This window comes from Rhodoferax sp. (genome assembly GCF_030646845.1).
GTDB lineage: Bacteria > Pseudomonadota > Gammaproteobacteria > Burkholderiales > Burkholderiaceae_C > Rhodoferax.
Genome location: NZ_JAUSLE010000062.1, coordinates 1 through 18708 on the forward strand (window position 1 = coordinate 1; position 18708 = coordinate 18708).

Genomic DNA, 18708 nt, shown 5'->3' on the forward strand with positions numbered 1-18708 from the left:
GATTGCACTGGCGATCGAGATGGGCGCGGATGCCGTGGACATCGGCAAGACTATCCACCCGCATCCGACGCTTGGGGAATCCATCGGCATGGCGGCGGAAGTGGCGCATGGCAGCTGCACGGATTTGCCGCCGGCGCGGAAATAGCGCACATAACAAGCTAATGCTCGCGCCCGGGCTCTCACCGTCACGGCTGCTTACTTTGCCGGGAAAACTCTAGTCGGGCAGAGCGTGGCCTCAGACAGGCCTTGACGGCAACTCAAGCGCGTGAAAGACCTTGATCGCCGCCCAGGCGTCGTTGGCGGAATAGACGATCTGGCTTTCCGACAGCTGCCGGTTGGCCCAGTTGGAGGTGGTGGCTTTCCTTGACTTCAGGAATCGCCGGTTGAACATGACCGCCACCGCGCCCCTGACGCCAAGCTCTTTGACGTAGCCTTTTTCCCTGAAAACCACATTGAGATCGAGCACATTCTTGGGACGCACGCCCAAGGTGCGCATGATTTGTACATGGTCACCGGCCAGGCCAAACCCGACCTTGGTGATGCGTTCCGATACCAGCAGCGTTGAAACAACTTCGCAGCAGCCGGCGTCATGCAACTGGAAGACATAAGCCATGTGCAGCGTGGAAAACTGCACGACGTGCGGCCCCTCTGATACCTCCGCCTTGGCAAATGTCGGTTTGGACTCGGTATCAAACCCCAGTACCGTGCTCGCCTCAAGCGCCTGCAATGCCTGGTCGGCCTGCTGCCGTGTCGAGACGACGACGATGCTGTCCAGCCCGAGGCGGCTCAGGGGTTCAAGTCCCGCTATTTCATCTTTGGTCGGTGAGGGGAGACGCAGCATGGGCTTCTTTCTTTTTGCCAAGGGCGACGCGGTATTCCTCCAGCCGGGCTTCGTAGTCGGCGGCGTCACCGTAGTCCAGAAACCGGTTGTAGTGGGCGTGCGTTCCCAGAATCTTGTGCGCGTGTTTGATCGGGCAAAAATACTCTTCGGTGCGCGCCAGAATCTCGGCCATGTAACTCATCAGCCCATTGCCATATTCGCAGTAGGTGCAGTGGAATTTTTCGATGAAATTGAGGTAACCGAGCTGATGCCGGTCAAACACGATGTAGTCGGCGCGTCGCACCTTGGTCACGCCGTAGATGGGGAAGCAGGCCCACTGGTAGAAGCTGACACACAGGTCCAGCATCATCAGCGGAAAGATCATGCCGTAAATGATTGGCCCGGTAATCAGGTTCTGCGGGCGGTTGGTAACCAGCCAGCGGAAGAAGTTCTTCTTGAGTTTGCGGTGCGCAGCTTTTACCGAAGCCTCGAATTCCACCCGTTTGCCCTTGATCTGGAAGAACATCTTGCCTTCCTGTTCCTGGACGGCGGTGCGCAGATCACCTTCAAGCGCTGCCATTTGGGCCAGTATTTGGGAAATTCGATCGTTCATGGGATTCCTGTGCCGGCAATGAATGCCAGCCCGATAGGGCGCAAAGGCCAAATATTAAAGGGATTTTCAGCCTCTAGCCCACGTGTAATGGGCATTTAACGCTATTGAAAAGATAGCAAGCAGGCTGAATTTAGCGTACGGCAGGCTCAGTTGCCTGGGCGGCCTGAAGGCTTGGTGTCTCTGATGCGGTGCTTTGCACCCGTCGGGCGCCGTCAAAACGTTGGTTCCAGTACGCTACGCCCATGCTCTCTACCCGCACTTCGGCACCAGGCTTGGGCGAATGGATGAATTTGCCCTCGCCGACATAAATGCCGACATGGCTGAAGGCGCGCCGCATGGTGTTGAAAAAAACCAGATCGCCGGGCTGCAATTCAGCGCGATCGATCTTTGCAGTGGCGGCGGCTTGCTGTTCGGCTTTGCGAGGAAGGATCAGACCCACTGTTTGCTGGTACATGGCCCTGACGAAGCCGCTGCAGTCAAAGCCGGTCTCTGCCGTGTTGCCGCCACGCCGGTAGGGCACACCCAGAAAGCCGATGGCCGTAACGACCAGTTCAGATGCTTTTTCGCTGACGGAGTGCCGCACGTGGTCAATCCGCGCCAACAGACCTTTGTCCGCCAGAAGCTGGTCCATGTCATCGACCGCCCCGGGAGGACTGGCCTGTGCACTGACGGCAAACAAAATGGCAATGAGGGCGGCGGGGATTCGCATGGGGGTAGGATACTTGCAGGTCAAGCGTGCTGTCAAGTTAAAGCATTTTTTAAATTAGTCGCTTAACTTATTGATTTTCTTATATTTTTGAGGTTTCGCATGTTCAAAGCACTGTTGTTGGAAAACGCTGACGGATTCACGGCATCGGTCCAGCAGGTGGACGAATCACGGCTGCCGCAGGGCGACGTCACGGTCGCCGTTGCCTACTCCACCCTCAATTACAAGGATGGACTCGCCATCACCAACAAGAGCCCGGTAGTGCGGAACTGGCCCATGGTGGCTGGCATCGATGGCGCAGGCACAGTGATCGAGTCCAGTCATCCGGGATGGAAAGCGGGCGACATATTTGTTCACAACGGCTGGGGCGTGGGTGAGACGCATTGGGGCTGCCTGAGTGAGAAAGCGCGGCTCAAGGGCGACTGGCTGGTCAAACTGCCAACCGTCTTTACCCCGCGCCAGGCCATGGCCATCGGCACGGCAGGGTACACGGCCATGCTGTGCGTCATGGCGCTGGAAGATCATGGCATCCAACCAGATGCGGGCGAGATCCTGGTTACCGGTGCCACCGGCGGAGTGGGGAGTGTGGCGATCGCCTTGCTGGGCAAGCTGGGCTACACGGTAGTGGCAGCCACCGGCAAAGCGGGTGAAGCGGCGTATCTCCAGTCGCTGGGCGCCACCAGCATCATCGACCGCGCGTTGCTTGCCAACCCCGGCAAACCGTTCCAGAAAGAGCGCTGGGCGGGGGTAGTGGACGCCGTCGGGTCGCACACCCTGGCCAACGCCCTGGCGCAAACCCGTTACGGTGGCGTGGTGGCCGCCTGCGGGCTGGCTCAGGGTATGGACCTGCCCACCACGGTTATGCCTTTTATTCTGCGTGGTGTGACGCTGGCGGGCATTGATTCGGTCATGGCCCCGCTGTCCAAGCGGCAGCGTGCCTGGGAGCGCCTGGCACGCGACCTCGACGCCACCCTGCTGGAGTCGATGATTGAAGAGGTTTCGCTTGAAGGTGCGATTGGCAGGGCGCATGCGCTCATGGCGGGCCAGGTGCGGGGCCGGGTGGTCGTAAAGACCGGCCTTTGAGTTTGCCGGGCGGTCAGGCCGAATCGTGGCAACGGGCGACAATCCATCAATGAGCTACACCCTGACTCTCAGAACGTCTGAAGAGGCCTCCGATGCCGCGCGCCGCGAAGCCGAACAACGCTTTCGCCGTGCGTTGGATGCCGCGTTGGGTGACGCCAGCCTCGTGGTCCCCACCTATGCCGCTTACCTGCAGATCGTGGGCACCTACGGCGATGCCCCGGATCTGGATGCACTGACTTCCGCTGAGCGGGAAGTGTTCGACCAGTGGCAAGCCGCCGAGTCCGCCGCCATGACGGCCGCCTTCGGGCCGCATCGCTATATGGATGACGCGTGGTTTGACATCGGGGTTTAAGAGGGCCGCCGTTCGCCGACCGGGCAGTCATGGTTTGTGACGGGTGCAGGATCGCGCTGTATGCCAAGTTCAATAAATTGCGCGTTCGATTAAAAAAATGAACAATGTTTAATTAATAGTTACGCGGTTCAATTAAATGATCGTTGTGGGGACTCTGGGCTATAGTTTCCCCATGCAAGCCAAACACCAGCGAAAGCAGACCATGATCGATACACGTCGGGCATTGGTGCTTGACGCTGCGCGTACCGCGTTTGCCGATGTTGGCATGGAAGGGATCAACATCCGCGACATCGCCAGGCGGGCGGGCTATACGCCAGGGGCGATTTATTCCTATTTCGACAGCAAGGAGGCCATCTTTGAAGCGCTGCTGGCGGAGTCCCTTGAACGTTTGAACGCGTCGGTGGCGCAGGCGAGGGTGGTCAAAAACAAGCCGGACAAAACCTTGCTGAGCAAGTCGCTGGCCTGGTTCGGCTTTTGTGCCAACAACCCACGCGATCTGGATTTGGCCTTTCACCTGCTGCAGCGCATGAGGCCACGCGCGTTGGCAAGCGGGCCCGATAACTCCCCCGATCCGCAATCGGAAATCATCCGCATCCATGGGCGCCTGCTCGAAGCACTGTTGCCCGGAAAGGCGGCGTTGCTGGAGATGGGCCTGAACCCGGTGCAAGCCACGCGCGAATCGACCGCCCTGTTCGCGCATGGCGTGGGCCTGCTGCTGTTGCAGCCTACCGGGCTACTTGGGCAGCCTGCGCAGGCTTTGTTCAAGCTGTATCTGGAGCAGCTGCTTGTGCGCTGCAATGGAGCGGTTGATGTGCTGCAAACCGAGGGCGCAGAGTCCGACTCACAGGCGCAGGTCAGTCTGTTTGAGTAGCCTCCGGTACCGTGATCTGATCCGATCACCTGTCCTTTTGCCTGCGCCTGCGGTCTAATCAGGCATTGCCCGAATTGGTCCAACCTCTTTAGAAAGATTGCCATGCTGCTAGACGCCGCTGAATCCCAACTCGTTCTGGTGGACTACCAGATCCGCCTGATGCCTGCCATTTTTGAAGATGCCCTGGTGGTCGCCAACGCTGTGCGTCTGGGGCAACTGGCGCGGTTGATGGCGGTTCCCGTGTGGGGCACAGAACAGAACCCGTCCAAACTGGGTGAGAATCTGGCCGAGGTCAAGGCGTTGTGCAATCAAACCTTGAGCAAGATGCATTTCAGCGGCGTTGAAGAGGGCCTGGGCGAATGGCTTCGGCCTCCGGCCAAGCCCGTGGCGGGCAATGCCCGCAGCTTGCCCAAGCACCTGCAAAAGCCCGCGGCCGATGTGCCGGAGCGAAACACGGTGGTGATCGCTGGTTGTGAAGCCCATGTCTGCTTGTTGCAGACAGCCCTCGACTTGCTGGAAGACGAGTTTGATGTCTGGGTGGTCACCGATGCGTGTAGTTCGCGCACCGAACGCAACCGGGATGCCGCGTTTGACCGTCTGGCGGGCGCCGGGGCGGAGCTGGTAACGACCGAGATGGTGGCGTTCGAGTGGCTGCGTACGGCCGAACATGCCGCTTTCAAGGCAGTTCAGGCCCTGATCAAGTAGCGTTCAGCCGCCCTGCGCGGATTGGTGGGCCAAGTCAGGCTGTAGCAAGCTGCCTGCTCATAATTATGAATTCAGTTTACCGACCCGACTGGAGACCAACAATGACCGCCTATGCCGATTTCTATCGCCGCTCTCTCAATGAGCGTGATGCCTTCTGGGCCGAACAGGCCCAACTAGTCGATTGGAAAACGCAGCCCCAGCAAATCTGCGACTACAGCAATCCGCCATTTGCCAAATGGTTTGTGGGCGGTACCACCAATCTGTGCCACAACGCCGTGGACCGCCATCTCAAGGATCGGCCTGATCAGGCGGCGCTGATTTTCGTCTCCACCGAGACCAATCAGGAAAAGGTCTATTCCTTCCGCGAACTGCATGCGGAAGTTCAGCGCATGGCGGCGGCGATCAAAGAATTGGGTGTGCAAAAGGGCGACCGGGTGCTTATCTACATGCCCATGATTGCCGAAGCTGCGTTTGCCATGCTGGCCTGCGCACGCATCGGCGCTATTCATACGGTGGTGTTTGGCGGCTTTGCCTCAGGCTCGCTGGCTTCGCGTATTGAAGACGCGGAGCCCAAGCTGGTGATCAGCGCCGACGCCGGTTCGCGTGGCGGCAAGGCCGTGGCCTACAAGCCCCTGTTGGACGAAGCCATCCGCTTGTCCAGCCACAAGCCCGGTGCGGTGCTGTTGGTTGATCGCGGGTTGTCTGCTATGAATCTGGTAGTTGGACGCGACCATTTGTGGGGGGCATTGCGGCAAAAACACCTGAACACGGTGGTGGAATGTGAGTGGGTGGACGCGACGCACCCGAGCTACACGCTGTACACCAGCGGCACCACGGGCAAGCCCAAAGGCGTGCAGCGCGATACCGGTGGCTATGCCGTGGCGCTGGCGGCCAGCATGAAGCACATTTACTGCGGCAATGCCGGCGAAACCTATTTCTCCACCAGCGATATCGGCTGGGTGGTGGGGCACAGCTACATCGTCTATGGTCCCCTGATTGCGGGCATGGCCACCATCATGTACGAAGGTCTGCCCACCCGTCCGGATGGCGGGATCTGGTGGAGTCTGGTGGAGAAGTACAAAGTCACCGTGATGTTCAGTGCACCCACTGCGGTGCGGGTGCTGAAAAAGCAGGACCCGGCTTTGCTCACCAAATATGACCTCTCCAGCCTCCGCGCTTTGTTTCTGGCCGGTGAGCCCCTGGATGAGCCGACGGCCCAGTGGATCAGCCAGGGGCTGGGCAAGCCGATCATCGACAACTACTGGCAGACGGAGACCGGCTGGCCGATTCTCTCGCTATGCAATGGTGTGGAGCCGATGCCCACCAAGTTCGGCTCACCGGGCAAGGCCGTCTATGGCTACAACGTCAAGCTGCTGGATGACCAGACCGGCGAGGAGTTGACCGGTCCCAACCAGAAGGGCGTGGTCGCCATCGAAGGTCCGCTGCCCCCGGGCTGCATGCAAACCGTGTGGCGTGACGACGAGCGCTTCGTCAAGACCTACTGGTCCAGCGTGCCGGGCCGACTGGTGTACAGCACCTTTGACTGGGGCATTCGCGACGCGGATGGCTACTTCTTCATCCTGGGGCGCACCGACGACGTGATCAATGTGGCCGGACACCGCCTGGGTACCCGCGAGATCGAAGAGAGCATTTCGGCCCACCCCAACATTTCCGAGGTGGCGGTGGTGGGGGTGGCGGATCAACTCAAAGGGCAGGTCGCCATGGCCTTTGCCGTGGTCAAGGACGCCAGTCTGCTGGGCGATGACGCGGCGCGCCTGAAGCTCGAGGGGGAGATCATGAAGCTCGTCGACAACGATTTGGGTGCCGTGGCCCGACCGGCGCGCGTGCGGTTTGTCAGCACCCTGCCGAAAACCCGTAGCGGCAAGCTGTTGCGTCGGGCCGTCCAGGCGGTGTGCGAAGGGCGCGATCCTGGCGATTTGACGACCATGGACGACCCGGCGGCGCTGCAGCAGATCAGGGATTTGATGGCGAGTTAGGTTGGCGCCAAACACCAACGTTATTGTTCAGTGCCTCTTTGATGGCACAATTGCATGAGTTACTAGGCCCTTCCAACGCCACAGTCGCATCCGCCAAACGGTTCAGCCGTGACGCGGAAGGTTAATCAAACAACAGCTTTAACCAGCTAATGTTCCCTGAAGGGGAACGGAGGTCAGCGGAAAATGAGTGAGACAAACTCGATCTATAACGCCTATCAGGCAAACACCTATCTGTTTGGTGGCAACGCGCCGTACGTCGAAGAGATGTACGAAAACTATCTTGCCAACCCCGGCAGCGTGCCTGACACCTGGCGTGACTATTTCGATGCATTGCAGCATGTGCCAGCGGTCGATGGCAGCAACGCCAAAGACGTTCCGCACCAGCCGGTGATCAACGCCTTTGCCGAGCGTGCCAAACGCGGTGGCACCAAAGTGGTGGTGGCCAATGTTGATGTTGAGATGGGCCGCAAGCGCACGGCAGTGCAGCAGCTCATTGCCGCTTACCGAAACGTGGGCCAGCGCTGGGCCGACCTTGACCCCCTAAAGCGCACCGAGCGCGCGCACATTCCTGAGCTCGATCCTTCTTTCTACGGCTTCAGCGATGCTGACCAGGAAACCGTTTTCAATACCAGCAACACCTTCTTCGGCAAAGAAACCATGTCTTTGCGCGAGTTGATGAACGCGCTACGTGAGACCTACTGCGGCACTATTGGCGCCGAGTACATGTACACCAGCGACCAGAATCAAAAGCGCTGGTGGCAACAAAAGCTGGAGAGCATTCGCAGCAAGCCCAGCTTCGGCCCTGACAAGAAAAAGCACATTCTGGATCGCCTGACGGCAGCCGAGGGCCTGGAGCGATTCCTGCACACCAAGTACGTGGGGCAGAAGCGATTTTCCCTCGAAGGTGGCGAGAGCTTTATTGCCGCCATGGACGAGTTGATTCAATCGGCGGGCGCCAAAGGCGTGCAGGAAATCGTGATCGGCATGGCCCACCGCGGTCGGTTGAATGTGCTGGTCAATACCTTGGGCAAGATGCCTGGCGACCTGTTTGCCGAGTTTGACCATACGGCACCTGAAGATCTGCCGAGCGGCGATGTGAAGTACCACCAGGGCTTCAGCTCGGACGTGTCCACCGCAGGCGGTCCGGTCCATTTGAGCCTGGCGTTCAATCCATCGCACCTGGAGATCGTGAACCCCGTGGTCGAGGGCTCGGTGCGCGCACGCATGGATCGCCGGGCGGACCCCAAGGGCAGCCAGGTGCTGCCCGTGCTGGTGCACGGTGACGCCGCCTTTGGTGGACAGGGCGTCAACCAGGAAACCCTGGCCCTGGCCCAGACGCGTGGCTACACGACGGGCGGCACGGTGCACATCATCATCAACAACCAGATTGGTTTCACCACCTCCGACCCGCGCGACATGCGCTCCTCGGTGTATTGCACCGACATCGTCAAGATGGTTGAGGCTCCGGTGTTGCACATCAATGGAGACGATCCTGAAGCGGTGGTGCTGGCGACGCAATTGGCGCTTGAATTCCGCATGGAGTTCCGCCAGGACGTGGTGCTGGACATCACCTGCTTCCGCAAGTTGGGCCATAACGAACAAGACACCCCGGCGCTGACACAGCCGCTGATGTACAAGAAGATTGCCGCGCATCCGGGCACGCGCAAGATGTACGCCGACAAGCTGGCGGCGCAGGGCTTGGGCGAGACTCTGGGCGACGACATGGTCCGGGGCTATCGCGCAGCGATGGACTCGGGCAAGCACACGGTGGACCCGGTACTGAGCAACTTCAAGAGCAAGTACGCGGTCGATTGGACGCCTTTCCTGGGCAACAAATGGACTGACGCGGGTGACACCGCCATTCCCATGTCTGAGTGGAAGCGTCTGGCTGAAAAGATCACGACCATTCCCGAGAGCGTCACGCCGCACCAACTGGTTCGCAAGGTGTTTGATGACCGTGCTGCCATGGGGCGGGGCGATATCCCGGTGGACTGGGGCATGGGCGAGCACATGGCTTTCGCTTCCCTGGTGGCCAGCGGCTACCCGATCCGTTTGTCGGGTGAAGACTCCGGGCGGGGCACTTTCACACACCGTCACGCCGTGATTCACGATCAGAAGCGTGAAAAGTGGGATACGGGCATCTACGTGCCTCTGCAAAATGTGGCGGAGGGCCAAGCCCCGTTTGTCGTCATCGACTCCATCCTGTCGGAAGAGGCGGTGCTTGGCTTTGAATATGGTTACGCCTCCACCGATCCGAACTCCATGGTTATCTGGGAAGCCCAGTTCGGCGACTTCGCCAACGGCGCTCAGGTGGTGATCGACCAGTTCATCGCGTCCGGCGAGGTGAAGTGGGGGCGCGTCAATGGCATCACCATGATGTTGCCGCACGGCTACGAAGGCCAGGGCCCTGAGCACAGCTCGGCGCGTTTGGAGCGCTTCATGCAGTTGTCGGCCGACACCAATATGCAGATCGTGCAGCCCACCACGGCCAGCCAGATCTTCCATGTGCTGCGTCGGCAGATGGTGCGCAATCTGCGCAAGCCGCTCATCATCTTCACGCCCAAATCGCTGTTGCGCAACAAGGATGCAGCCTCCCCATTGTCCGAGTTCACCAAAGGGGGCTTCCAGACGGTGATCCCGGAGAACAAGGCGCTCAAGGCGGACAAGGTCAAGCGCGTGGTGACCTGTTCTGGGAAGGTGTATTACGACCTGGTGAAAAAGCGGGAAGAAAAGGGTGCGGATGACGTCGCCATTCTGCGCGTCGAGCAGCTCTATCCCTTCCCGCACAAAGCGTTTGCGACCGAGCTCAAAAAATACCCCAATGCGACTGACATCGTGTGGTGCCAGGATGAGCCGCAAAACCAGGGTGCCTGGTTCTTTGTGCAGCATTACATCCACGAAAACATGCTCGAAGGTCAGAAGCTTGGCTACTCGGGTCGCGCAGCTTCCGCCTCACCGGCCGTGGGTTACTCGCACCTGCACCAGGAGCAACAAAAAGCGCTGGTTGACGGCGCGTTTGCCAAGCTCAAAGGCTTTGTCCTGTCCAAATAATATATTTACCGAAAGAATCGATATGGCTATCGTAGAAGTGAAAGTTCCGCAATTGTCGGAATCAGTGGCAGAAGCCACCCTGTTGCAGTGGAAAAAGAAGGTGGGTGACGCGGTTTCGATCGACGAGATCCTGATCGAGGTCGAAACTGACAAGGTTGTGATGGAAGTCCCGGCCCCCGCTGCTGGCGTGCTGGTTGAGTTGGTGGTGGCAGACGGTGCCACCGTGGCTGCCGAACAGTTGATTGCCCGCATTGACACTGAAGCCAAGCCTGGCGCGGCAGTGTCAGCCACTGCGGCTGCGCCAGTGGCCGTTGCAGCCACCGCGGTGACTGCCCCTGCGGCGGGCACCTCCATGGCGGGGGTAGCGATGCCAGCAGCCGCCAAACTGATGGCGGACAACCAGCTTGCCGCTGGTTCCGTCGCTGGGACTGGCAAAGATGGTCGCGTGACAAAAGGTGATGTGCTGGGCGCTGTGGCCTCCGCCGCTGCTCCTAAAGTTGTAGCTGCTGCGGCAATGCCGGCGAGGGCTACGACCACTTTATTGCCTCAAGTTGCAGCGCCGGCGGTGTCTTTGGGTGAGCGTCCCGAGCAGCGCGTGCCCATGAGCCGCTTGCGTGCTCGCGTGGCGGAGCGGCTGTTGCAGTCGCAGTCCACCAACGCGATCTTGACGACCTTCAACGAAATCAACATGGCGCCGGTCATGGAAATGCGCAAGCGCATGCAGGAACGTTTCGAGAAGGAACACGGCGTGAAGCTGGGCTTCATGAGCTTCTTCGTCAAGGCGGCGGTGCATGCCCTGAAGAAATTCCCCGTGCTGAATGCTTCGGTGGACGGCAGCGACATCGTCTACCACGGCTACTTTGACATCGGTATTGCCGTTGGCTCGCCCCGTGGCCTGGTCGTGCCCATCCTGCGCAACGCCGATCAGATGAGCTTTGCCGAGATCGAGAAGAAGATTGCTGAGTATGGCCAGAAGGCCAAGGACGGCAAGCTCGGTATCGAAGAGATGACCGGCGGTACGTTCTCCATCTCCAATGGCGGCACCTTTGGTTCCATGATGTCCACCCCCATCATCAACCCACCACAGTCTGCGATCCTGGGCGTGCACGCCACCAAAGACCGCGCCATGGTGGAGAACGGCCAGGTGGTGGTGCGCCCCATGAACTACTTCGCCATGTCCTACGACCACCGCATCATCGACGGCCGCGAAGCTGTACTGGGCCTGGTCGCCATGAAGGAAGCGCTGGAAGATCCGGCCCGCCTGCTGTTCGATATTTAAACGCATGCCTGACAGACCCACCCAAGTGGCTGGACTGGCGGTCCTTGCCGTCGGTGGGTCTTACTTCAACTGATTGACTGGAATTCTCATGAGTAAACAATTTGACGTGATCGTCATCGGCGGTGGTCCCGGTGGCTATATCGGCGCTATTCGTGCTGCGCAGCTGGGTATGAGCGTCGCCTGCATCGACGAGTGGAAGAACAGCAAGGGCGCTGCGGCACTGGGCGGCACGTGCACCAACATTGGCTGTATTCCGTCCAAGGCGTTGCTGCAGTCGTCAGAATATTTCGAGCACGCGAACAAGCATTTTGCCGAGCACGGCATCACGGCCACCGGCGTGAGCATGGACGTGGCCAAGATGGTGGCGCGCAAGGACACCGTGGTCAAACAGAACAACGACGGTATCCAGTATCTCTTGAAGAAGAACAAGGTCAGTTTCTTCCACGGGCGGGGCTCCTTTGTGAAGGCGGTCGATGGCGGCTACGAGATCAAGGTGGCCGGTATGGCTGAAGAGACTCTGGTGGGCAAGCAAATCATCGTCGCGACCGGCTCCAATGCCCGGGCTTTGCCCGGTACGCCGTTTGATGAGGAAATGATCCTCTCCAACGACGGCGCATTGCGCATCGGCGTGGTGCCGAAAAGACTTGGCCTGATTGGCTCCGGTGTCATCGGGCTGGAGATGGGCTCGGTCTGGCGGCGTCTGGGTTCTGACGTCACGATTCTGGAAGGTCTGCCCACGTTTCTGGGCGCAGTGGACGAACAGATCGCCAAGGAAGCATACAAGGCCTTCGTCAAGCAAGGGCTCAAAGTCGAACTGGGTGTGAAGGTCGGCGAGATCAAGGCGGGCAAAAAGGGCGTGAGTGTGGCCTGGACCAACGCGAAGGGCGAAGCCCAGACGCTGGACGTGGACAAGCTGATTGTGTCCATCGGGCGCATACCCAATACCATCGGCCTGAACGCGGAAGCGGTCGGACTGAAGCTCGACGAGCGTGGTGCGGTGGTTGTGGACGATGAGTGCCGCGCCAGCTTGCCCGGTGTGTGGGCGGTTGGTGACGTGGTGCGTGGACCGATGCTGGCGCACAAGGCGGAGGAAGAAGGTGTGGCGGTCGCCGAACGCATTGCGGGCCAGCATGGCCACGTCAATTTCAACACCATCCCCTGGGTGATTTACACCAGCCCCGAGATTGCCTGGGTCGGGCAGACCGAGCAGCAGCTGAAAGCGGCGGGTCGTGCCTACAAGGCGGGCACGTTCCCGTTCTCTGCGAATGGGCGCGCACGTGCTCTGGGCGACACGACCGGCATGGTCAAAATGCTGGCCGATGCGACAACGGACGAAATTCTGGGTGTGCATATCGTGGGCCCCATGGCCAGCGAGTTGATCGCAGAGTGCGTGGTGGCGATGGAGTTCCGGGCCAGCAGTGAAGATATCGCGCGCATCTGCCATGCGCATCCGTCCTTGAGCGAGGCGACCAAGGAAGCCGCGCTTGCGGTGGAAAAACGCACACTGAATCTTTGATTTGCCTGCATATGAACCCGGCTGTTTGCGCTCATCTGCAGTGCGCAAACAGCTACTAAATTCATAGCGAATCAGAGTGTGTCCGTGAGCGTGAAACAAGCCTATCAAGCCGAGCTAGCCTCTCGTGGCTACACGGCGGACCCGGCGCAGCTGCGTGCCATCGATGCGCTGGATCGTTGCGCGCAAGAATGGGCGCTCTTCAAGGAGCGACGCTCCAACGCGCTGAAAAAGCTGATCAATCGCCCCGACATTCCGCGCGGTGTTTATATGTACGGCGGAGTGGGGCGGGGCAAAAGCTTCTTGATGGATTGTTTCTTTGGTGCGGTCCCGCTAAAGCGCAAGACCCGGTTGCATTTTCACGAGTTCATGCGCGAGATTCACCGCGAATTGGCGGGCCTTCGGGGTACAGTCAATCCGCTGGATGTGCTGGCCAAACGCATTGCCAAGAAATACCGGCTGATCTGTTTTGACGAGTTTCATGTCGCCGACATCACGGACGCCATGATTCTGCATCGTTTGTTGGCGGCACTGTTCGAGAACGGCGTGGGGTTGGTCACCACTTCCAACTTCAAACCTGATGATCTATATCCCAACGGCTTGCACCGTGACCGGATTCTTCCTGCGATTGCGTTGTTGAATGAGAATCTGGAAGTCATCAACGTGGACAACGGAACGGACTACCGCCGCCGCACGCTGGAGCAACTCAAGCTCTACCATACGCCGCTCGGCCCCGCGGCCGATGCCGCGATGAACGATGCATTTGACCGCTTGGCAGAGACGCAGGATGAAGATCCCGTATTGCATATTGAGGCCAGGGAGATTCAGGCTCGCCGCAAGGCAGGTGGATTGGTATGGTTTGATTTCAAGACACTGTGCGGGGGACCGCGCTCGCAAAACGACTATCTGGAAATCGCGACTCAGTTCCATACAGTCCTCTTGAGTGATGTCCCCCATATGCCGGTGCGCATGGCATCTGAAGCGCGTCGCTTCACCTGGCTGGTGGATGTGCTTTATGACAGACGGGTCAAGCTGATCATGTCGGCGGCAGTAGCGCCGGAAACGTTGTATACAGAAGGTCCTCTGGCCCATGAATTTCCCCGGACGGTTTCCCGATTGAATGAAATGCAATCCAGTGAATTTTTAGCTTTGGAGCGTCGTGTCGTAGACACTCGTTTGACATGAAGAAACTGTTTTCCGTACTGGTGTTGCTCCTTCTGGCCGTGCCCACCTTCGCGCAGTTGTCGGATGCTGCCACGCCATCGCTGGACATTGAGGGTGAGCTTCGTCGAATTCAGGCGGATCGGACGCGTGCAGAGGCGCGCTTCGCAGGAGAAGATGCTGCGTGCTATGCAAGGTTTGCCGTGACGGATTGTCTGCGCGAAGTCCGTGTCCGTCGGCGTGAGGTACTTGATGACCTTCGCCGTCAGGAGGTGGCAATCAACGCTGCTGAGCGCAAGCGAAAAGCGCAGGAGCAAATTGAGCGGATTGAGGAGAGGTCTTCAGCCCAGCGGCTGGAGGAAGAAGCCGCGAGCCGCTTGCGTGCCCGCGAGGCTCAGCAAGAGAGAGAGGATCGTGCAAGCCAGAAAGCGGCGGCTGCCCAGAATGCGAAGTCCGGTCAGCCTCTAGGAAAAAGCATGCCAAAAACTGTGGAGCAGGGGCGTACAGCGGATGAAATTGCCGAAGAACAGAGGCAATACAAGGAAAAACTGCGGGAAGCGCAGGAGCACCGCGCCAGTAGGGAAAAAAGCAGAAGCGAGAAATCAGGGACGCCGCCAAAACCTTTGCCGCCCACTCCCTGACGCCAATCCGTTCACGCAGGCCTTGGCTGCGGGCGCGGGGCGGAAATCAGGAGCCCAGAGGCTCCAGCTTGACCACTACCAAGGACAGATTGTCGCCACCACCCTGCCCTCGGGAGCGCGCCTTTTCGATCATGAACTCGGTTGCTTCCCGTGCTGAAAGGGTGGAGAGGATCGACCCGATTTCAGCCGTGTTGAAGTAATGCCAGACGCCGTCGCTGCAGGCCATGAGAACGTCACCTGCACGGAGCTTGGGGATGAAATGGACATCTACCGGTGGGTCGCCTTCCGTTCCCAGGCATCCCATGAGAATATTCGACTGGGGATGAACGCCTGCTTCCTCCTCGGTGATCTCTCCCCGGTTGACCAGCGCTTGAACGTAGGAATGATCCATGGTGCGCTTGATCAGTTTGTTGCCGTGGTAATGGTATATCCGTGAGTCACCGGCATGAGCCCAGTAGCAGTCACCGCCAGGGTTGACCAAGAACGCCGCCACCGTGCTGTGGGGCTCTTCTTCCGATGAAATGGCAGTCAATTTAATGACCATATGGGCTTCCTGTACCAGCTGCATCAGAGCCGCTGCCGCGTCATCCGTCTCGGGAGAGTAGCGCTCAAATAGCTGCCTGGCCGTCATCATGACCTGGTCGGACGCTTTGCGTCCGCCACTGCGCCCGCCCATGCCATCTGCCAGGACGGCCAGCACACATCCGCTGACTCGCGAATGGCTTAGCAAAATGACCTGATCCTGCTGGTAGTCACGGTCACCCTTATGAATGCCTGTCGATGCGGTGAGTCGGTAGCCTTTGGTCATATTGATTAGCTAAAAAGCGAAGACCCCAATAAATGTGTTTGGAAGCCGTATTATCGAGCCAACTTATGAAAACATTCTGCTCGACTGATTCAGTTACTTTCCCTTACTGACATTTTGGACACCAACCTGCATTCTCCCGAGCGTCGGCTGATTGAGTTGCGCATAGAACACGGCGATCTTGATGCCATGATTGACCGCGCAAATGGCGAGCGCCCTGTGGATGAGCTGCTGATGCGGCGGCTGAAGAAAAGGCGCCTGGGTCTGCGCGATGAGATCGCGCGAGTTGAGCGGGTATTGACCCCTGACCAGCCCGCCTGACGGATGAGTCTGCAGGACCTTGTTCGCGAGACATTCGCGCCCGGCGGCTTGTTGTCGCGCGCGGTCGAAGAGTTCAGACCCCGGGATGGGCAAACTGAGATGGCAATGGCAATTGCACGCACTATCGACCACGGAGGTGTGCTTGTCGTCGAGGCGGGTACCGGCATTGGCAAGACTTTTTCGTATCTTGTGCCGGCGTTGCTGAGTGGTACGCGTGTGCTGCTTTCAACAGCGACCAAAACACTGCAGGACCAGTTGTTTGGTCGCGACCTGCCCCTTCTGATCGAGGCCCTGGGCCTGCCGGTACGCACTGCTCTTCTCAAAGGCCGTGGCAGTTACTTGTGCCTGCATCGTCTGGAAATCGCCCGGCATGACCCGGATCTTCCTGACCGCATCGTTGCGCGGACCCTGGCCAAGATCGAGGCGTGGGCGCAGGTCACTCGTACGGGCGACTTGGCAGAGTTGCCTGGTCTCGATGAACGCTCGCCGGTGATCCCGGTTGTTACCTCTTCACGGGACAATTGTCTGGGGTCTCAGTGCCCCCGGTTTCGTAGCTGTCATGTCAACCAGGCTCGGCGGGAGGCGCTGGCGGCAGATGTAGTCGTCATCAACCATCATTTGTTTTTTGCTGACCTGGCAGTTCGCGAATCCGGTATGGCCGAATTACTGCCGTCTGTCCGGACGGTGATCTTTGATGAAGCGCACCAGCTCAATGAAACGGGCGTGCAGTTTCTGGGTAAGCAGTTGACCACAGGGCAGTTGTTGGACTTTGCACGTGACCTGCTCATCTGTGGCCTGCAGCATGCGCGCGGACTGGTTGATTGGCAGCAATTGGCATCAGATACCGAGTTCGCCGCGCGTGATTTGCGTCTGGTTGTGGGTAAGGTCTATCCAGGCACCAAGCTGCGTTGGGTGGGGGACGCACCTGAGCAGGTGAATGTGTCCGAATGGAGTGATGCACTGGGCACACTTCACGCGGCCTGTACCCGCGCCATGCTGGCGTTGGACACGTTCAGTGAAATTGCACCTGACCTGGTTCGCTTGAGCGAACGTGTCAGCGCATTTATCGAACGACTGGAATTGTTTTCCGGCTCCTGCGAACACGACGCCGTGCGATGGCTTGATGTCGGCGCACAGCTTAGACTGGTTGAATCGCCGCTTGATATTGCGCAGACGGTCCAGACCCGACTGATCAAACCGATGGAAGACGATGGCTCGCAGCGGTCATGGATATTTACTTCCGCGACCTTGGGTGCCGACCCGAAGCTGCGCTGGTTTACCGAGCCCTGTGGCCTTGGTGACGCCGAGATTCTGAAAGTCAGCAGTCCGTTTGACTATTCCAGGCAAGCCGCGGTCTATGTGCCACTGCATTTGCCGAAGCCAAGTGACCCCGGCCACAGCGCACAAGTGGCGGCTTTTGTTGCGAGGGCAGCGCCCGTGATTGGAGGCCGTACACTGGTGCTGACGACCACCCTGCGGGCGTTGCATACCGTCAGCGAGGCATTGCAGCGCCATTTCATTGATTCAAAATACCTGGAAGTGCTGGTCCAGGGGCAACAACCAAAACGGGAATTGATGGATCGATTTCGCCAGGGCGACCAGGGCGGCCGGGCTGGTTGCATTTTGGTGGCGTCCGCATCTTTCTGGGAGGGCGTGGATGTACCCGGAGACGCGTTACAGCTGGTCATCATTGACAAGCTTCCTTTCCCACCACCCAATGATCCGCTGGTGGAGGCACACTCCAAGCGTTTGGAGGCGATGGGTCGCAGCGTATTCAATGATTACTTTTTGCCCGAAGCAGCCATCGCCCTCAAGCAAGGCGCGGGTCGATTGATTCGGCGCGAATCCGATCGCGGTGTTCTCGTAGTCTGCGATACACGACTCGCCCTCATGGGCTACGGCCGACGGCTGCTGGCGGCATTGCCGCCCATGCGAAAAATCAACTCGGAAGACGAGTTGATCGAGGTACTCAAAGCGCTTACCAGACCTTCCACCACGGATCCGATTTGACTCTGAAGCCACGGGTCAGATATTCCGTCTGGGGATAGTTCTTTTCGAGTACTCGCTTCGCATCGTCACGCAACTGGTTCATGCCGAGCGCGTCATATGATTTGACGATGATGAACAGCGCCTCTTCAACGGCGGGAACGCCTTGATAGTCGGACACCGCGATTTGTGCCCGGTTGATGGCTGCCACATAGGCGCCCCGCTCAAAGTAATAACGCGCGACATGGACTTCGTATTGGGCCAGTGAGTTGACAATGTAGGTCATGCGCAGGCTGGCGTCTGGCGCATAACGGGAGGCCGGGAAGCGCGTAACCAACTCCTTGAAGGACTCAAAGGATTCCTTGGCGGCCTTCTGGTCCCGTTCCGCCAAATCCTGGCGGGTAATGGATGAGAACATGCCCAAGTCGTCATTGAAGTTAATGACGCCCTTGAGGTACAAGGCGTAGTCCAGCGCCGGGCTGGCCGGGTGCAGCTTCATGAATCGATCCAGTGTGGCAATGGCTTGCGCAGCCTCGCCCGCCTTGTAATGAGCGTACGCTTTGTCAAGCTGGGCTTGCTGCGCCAAAGGTGTTCCCGCAGCACGACCTTCGAGTTTTTCAAGCAGCGTGACGGCTTTGTCGTACCCACCGGAACTCAATTCATCTTTGGCCTCGGCGTAGATCTTGTTGGGACTCCACGCGGCCGTCTTGTCCTCCGGGGTGGACGAACACCCTGCCAGCAGCAAAGCTGTACCTGCCAGCGACCAGGCGCAGACAACCGATAATTTGGCTCGAAGCATGAGGG

At 58.9% G+C, this 18708-nt stretch carries 18 protein-coding genes; 13 read left to right on the plus strand and 5 right to left on the minus strand.

The window, feature by feature from the left end; translation table 11 throughout:
• A partial coding sequence (locus Q7T10_RS20830) for a hypothetical protein (protein WP_370653779.1) occupies positions 1 to 145 on the plus strand: 145 nt, incomplete at its 5' end.
• A gap of 90 nt (positions 146 to 235) precedes the next feature.
• On the opposite strand, the gene Q7T10_RS14795 is transcribed toward Q7T10_RS20830, so the two are convergent.
• The 3 genes from Q7T10_RS14795 to Q7T10_RS14805 all read right to left on the minus strand — a co-directional run bounded on the left by Q7T10_RS14795 (position 236) and on the right by Q7T10_RS14805 (position 2142).
• Positions 236 to 841 carry a 3'-5' exonuclease gene (locus tag Q7T10_RS14795; protein WP_304749672.1) on the minus strand — a complete coding sequence of 202 codons (606 nt, stop codon included), beginning with the start codon at positions 839 to 841 and terminating at the stop codon, positions 236 to 238.
• Positions 810 to 1433 (minus strand): hypothetical protein, encoded by a 624-nt coding sequence (locus tag Q7T10_RS14800; RefSeq protein ID WP_304749675.1) that lies wholly within the window; start codon positions 1431 to 1433, stop codon positions 810 to 812. Before Q7T10_RS14800 ends, Q7T10_RS14795 begins: the two co-directional genes overlap by 32 nt.
• Positions 1434 to 1563: 130 nt before the next feature.
• Positions 1564 to 2142, minus strand: a complete 579-nt coding sequence (locus Q7T10_RS14805) for a C40 family peptidase (protein ID WP_304749678.1) — start codon at positions 2140 to 2142, stop codon at positions 1564 to 1566.
• A gap of 99 nt (positions 2143 to 2241) precedes the next feature.
• Between Q7T10_RS14805 and Q7T10_RS14810 the strand changes: the two genes are divergently transcribed.
• The 10 genes from Q7T10_RS14810 (at position 2242) to Q7T10_RS14855 (ending at position 14792) form a co-directional block, all read left to right on the plus strand.
• Positions 2242 to 3222 carry an MDR family oxidoreductase gene (locus Q7T10_RS14810; protein ID WP_304749681.1) on the plus strand — a complete coding sequence of 327 codons (981 nt, stop codon included), beginning with the start codon at positions 2242 to 2244 and terminating at the stop codon, positions 3220 to 3222.
• A gap of 49 nt (positions 3223 to 3271) precedes the next feature.
• Positions 3272 to 3574 (plus strand): hypothetical protein, encoded by a 303-nt coding sequence (locus tag Q7T10_RS14815; protein WP_304749684.1) that lies wholly within the window; start codon positions 3272 to 3274, stop codon positions 3572 to 3574.
• Between the two features lie 172 nt (positions 3575 to 3746).
• Positions 3747 to 4445, plus strand: a complete 699-nt coding sequence (locus tag Q7T10_RS14820; protein ID WP_304749687.1) for a TetR/AcrR family transcriptional regulator — start codon at positions 3747 to 3749, stop codon at positions 4443 to 4445.
• Positions 4446 to 4547: 102 nt separating this feature from the next.
• A complete protein-coding gene (locus Q7T10_RS14825) occupies positions 4548 to 5150 on the plus strand; it encodes an isochorismatase family protein (protein WP_304749690.1) in 603 nt (200 codons plus the stop codon).
• Positions 5151 to 5251: 101 nt separating this feature from the next.
• On the plus strand, positions 5252 to 7147 hold the full coding sequence (locus tag Q7T10_RS14830; protein WP_304749693.1) for a propionate--CoA ligase: 1896 nt from the start codon (positions 5252 to 5254) through the stop codon (positions 7145 to 7147).
• Positions 7148 to 7330: 183 nt separating this feature from the next.
• The gene (locus tag Q7T10_RS14835; protein ID WP_304749695.1) at positions 7331 to 10198 is read left to right on the plus strand and encodes a 2-oxoglutarate dehydrogenase E1 component; all 2868 of its coding nucleotides are present in this window, start codon (positions 7331 to 7333) and stop codon (positions 10196 to 10198) included.
• A gap of 22 nt (positions 10199 to 10220) precedes the next feature.
• Positions 10221 to 11477, plus strand: coding sequence for a 2-oxoglutarate dehydrogenase complex dihydrolipoyllysine-residue succinyltransferase (odhB, locus tag Q7T10_RS14840; RefSeq protein ID WP_304749698.1), 1257 nt, complete (start codon positions 10221 to 10223; stop codon positions 11475 to 11477).
• An 88-nt stretch (positions 11478 to 11565) separates the two neighbouring features.
• Entirely contained in the window at positions 11566 to 12993 is a 1428-nt protein-coding gene (gene lpdA, locus Q7T10_RS14845) for a dihydrolipoyl dehydrogenase (protein WP_304749701.1), read from the plus strand.
• 84 nt (positions 12994 to 13077) lie between these two features.
• Positions 13078 to 14175, plus strand: a complete 1098-nt coding sequence (gene zapE / locus Q7T10_RS14850) for a cell division protein ZapE (protein ID WP_304749704.1) — start codon at positions 13078 to 13080, stop codon at positions 14173 to 14175.
• A complete protein-coding gene (locus Q7T10_RS14855) occupies positions 14172 to 14792 on the plus strand; it encodes a hypothetical protein (protein ID WP_304749707.1) in 621 nt (206 codons plus the stop codon). Before zapE ends, Q7T10_RS14855 begins: the two co-directional genes overlap by 4 nt.
• A 46-nt stretch (positions 14793 to 14838) precedes the next feature.
• Here Q7T10_RS14855 and Q7T10_RS14860 read toward each other — a convergent pair whose 3' ends face one another.
• Positions 14839 to 15600, minus strand: a complete 762-nt coding sequence (locus Q7T10_RS14860) for a PP2C family serine/threonine-protein phosphatase (protein ID WP_304749709.1) — start codon at positions 15598 to 15600, stop codon at positions 14839 to 14841.
• A gap of 114 nt (positions 15601 to 15714) precedes the next feature.
• Here Q7T10_RS14860 and Q7T10_RS14865 point away from each other — a divergent pair, with 114 nt between their 5' ends.
• Both Q7T10_RS14865 and Q7T10_RS14870 read left to right on the plus strand, forming a co-directional pair.
• Entirely contained in the window at positions 15715 to 15918 is a 204-nt protein-coding gene (locus tag Q7T10_RS14865; protein ID WP_304749712.1) for a YdcH family protein, read from the plus strand.
• A gap of 3 nt (positions 15919 to 15921) precedes the next feature.
• The gene (locus Q7T10_RS14870; protein WP_304749715.1) at positions 15922 to 17928 is read left to right on the plus strand and encodes an ATP-dependent DNA helicase; all 2007 of its coding nucleotides are present in this window, start codon (positions 15922 to 15924) and stop codon (positions 17926 to 17928) included.
• Here the strand turns inward: Q7T10_RS14870 and Q7T10_RS14875 are convergent.
• A complete protein-coding gene (locus Q7T10_RS14875; protein ID WP_304749718.1) occupies positions 17897 to 18703 on the minus strand; it encodes an outer membrane protein assembly factor BamD in 807 nt (268 codons plus the stop codon). The two genes, Q7T10_RS14870 and Q7T10_RS14875, sit on opposite strands and share 32 nt — an antisense overlap.
• Positions 18704 to 18708 lie beyond the last annotated feature (5 nt).

Excerpts from the sequence above, each read along its gene's own strand:
- Q7T10_RS14795 (WP_304749672.1), bottom strand. The coding sequence starts at position 841 with ATGCTGCGTCTCCCCTCACCGACCAAAGATGAAATAGCGGGACTTGAA.
- Q7T10_RS14800 (WP_304749675.1), bottom strand. The coding sequence starts at position 1,433 with ATGAACGATCGAATTTCCCAAATACTGGCCCAAATGGCAGCGCTTGAA.
- Q7T10_RS14805 (WP_304749678.1), bottom strand. The coding sequence starts at position 2,142 with ATGCGAATCCCCGCCGCCCTCATTGCCATTTTGTTTGCCGTCAGTGCA.
- Q7T10_RS14810 (WP_304749681.1), top strand. The coding sequence starts at position 2,242 with ATGTTCAAAGCACTGTTGTTGGAAAACGCTGACGGATTCACGGCATCG.
- Q7T10_RS14815 (WP_304749684.1), top strand. The coding sequence starts at position 3,272 with ATGAGCTACACCCTGACTCTCAGAACGTCTGAAGAGGCCTCCGATGCC.
- Q7T10_RS14820 (WP_304749687.1), top strand. The coding sequence starts at position 3,747 with ATGCAAGCCAAACACCAGCGAAAGCAGACCATGATCGATACACGTCGG.
- Q7T10_RS14825 (WP_304749690.1), top strand. The coding sequence starts at position 4,548 with ATGCTGCTAGACGCCGCTGAATCCCAACTCGTTCTGGTGGACTACCAG.
- Q7T10_RS14830 (WP_304749693.1), top strand. The coding sequence starts at position 5,252 with ATGACCGCCTATGCCGATTTCTATCGCCGCTCTCTCAATGAGCGTGAT.
- Q7T10_RS14835 (WP_304749695.1), top strand. The coding sequence starts at position 7,331 with ATGAGTGAGACAAACTCGATCTATAACGCCTATCAGGCAAACACCTAT.
- odhB (WP_304749698.1), top strand. The coding sequence starts at position 10,221 with ATGGCTATCGTAGAAGTGAAAGTTCCGCAATTGTCGGAATCAGTGGCA.
- lpdA (WP_304749701.1), top strand. The coding sequence starts at position 11,566 with ATGAGTAAACAATTTGACGTGATCGTCATCGGCGGTGGTCCCGGTGGC.
- Q7T10_RS14855 (WP_304749707.1), top strand. The coding sequence starts at position 14,172 with ATGAAGAAACTGTTTTCCGTACTGGTGTTGCTCCTTCTGGCCGTGCCC.
- Q7T10_RS14860 (WP_304749709.1), bottom strand. The coding sequence starts at position 15,600 with ATGACCAAAGGCTACCGACTCACCGCATCGACAGGCATTCATAAGGGT.
- Q7T10_RS14870 (WP_304749715.1), top strand. The coding sequence starts at position 15,922 with ATGAGTCTGCAGGACCTTGTTCGCGAGACATTCGCGCCCGGCGGCTTG.
- Q7T10_RS14875 (WP_304749718.1), bottom strand. The coding sequence starts at position 18,703 with ATGCTTCGAGCCAAATTATCGGTTGTCTGCGCCTGGTCGCTGGCAGGT.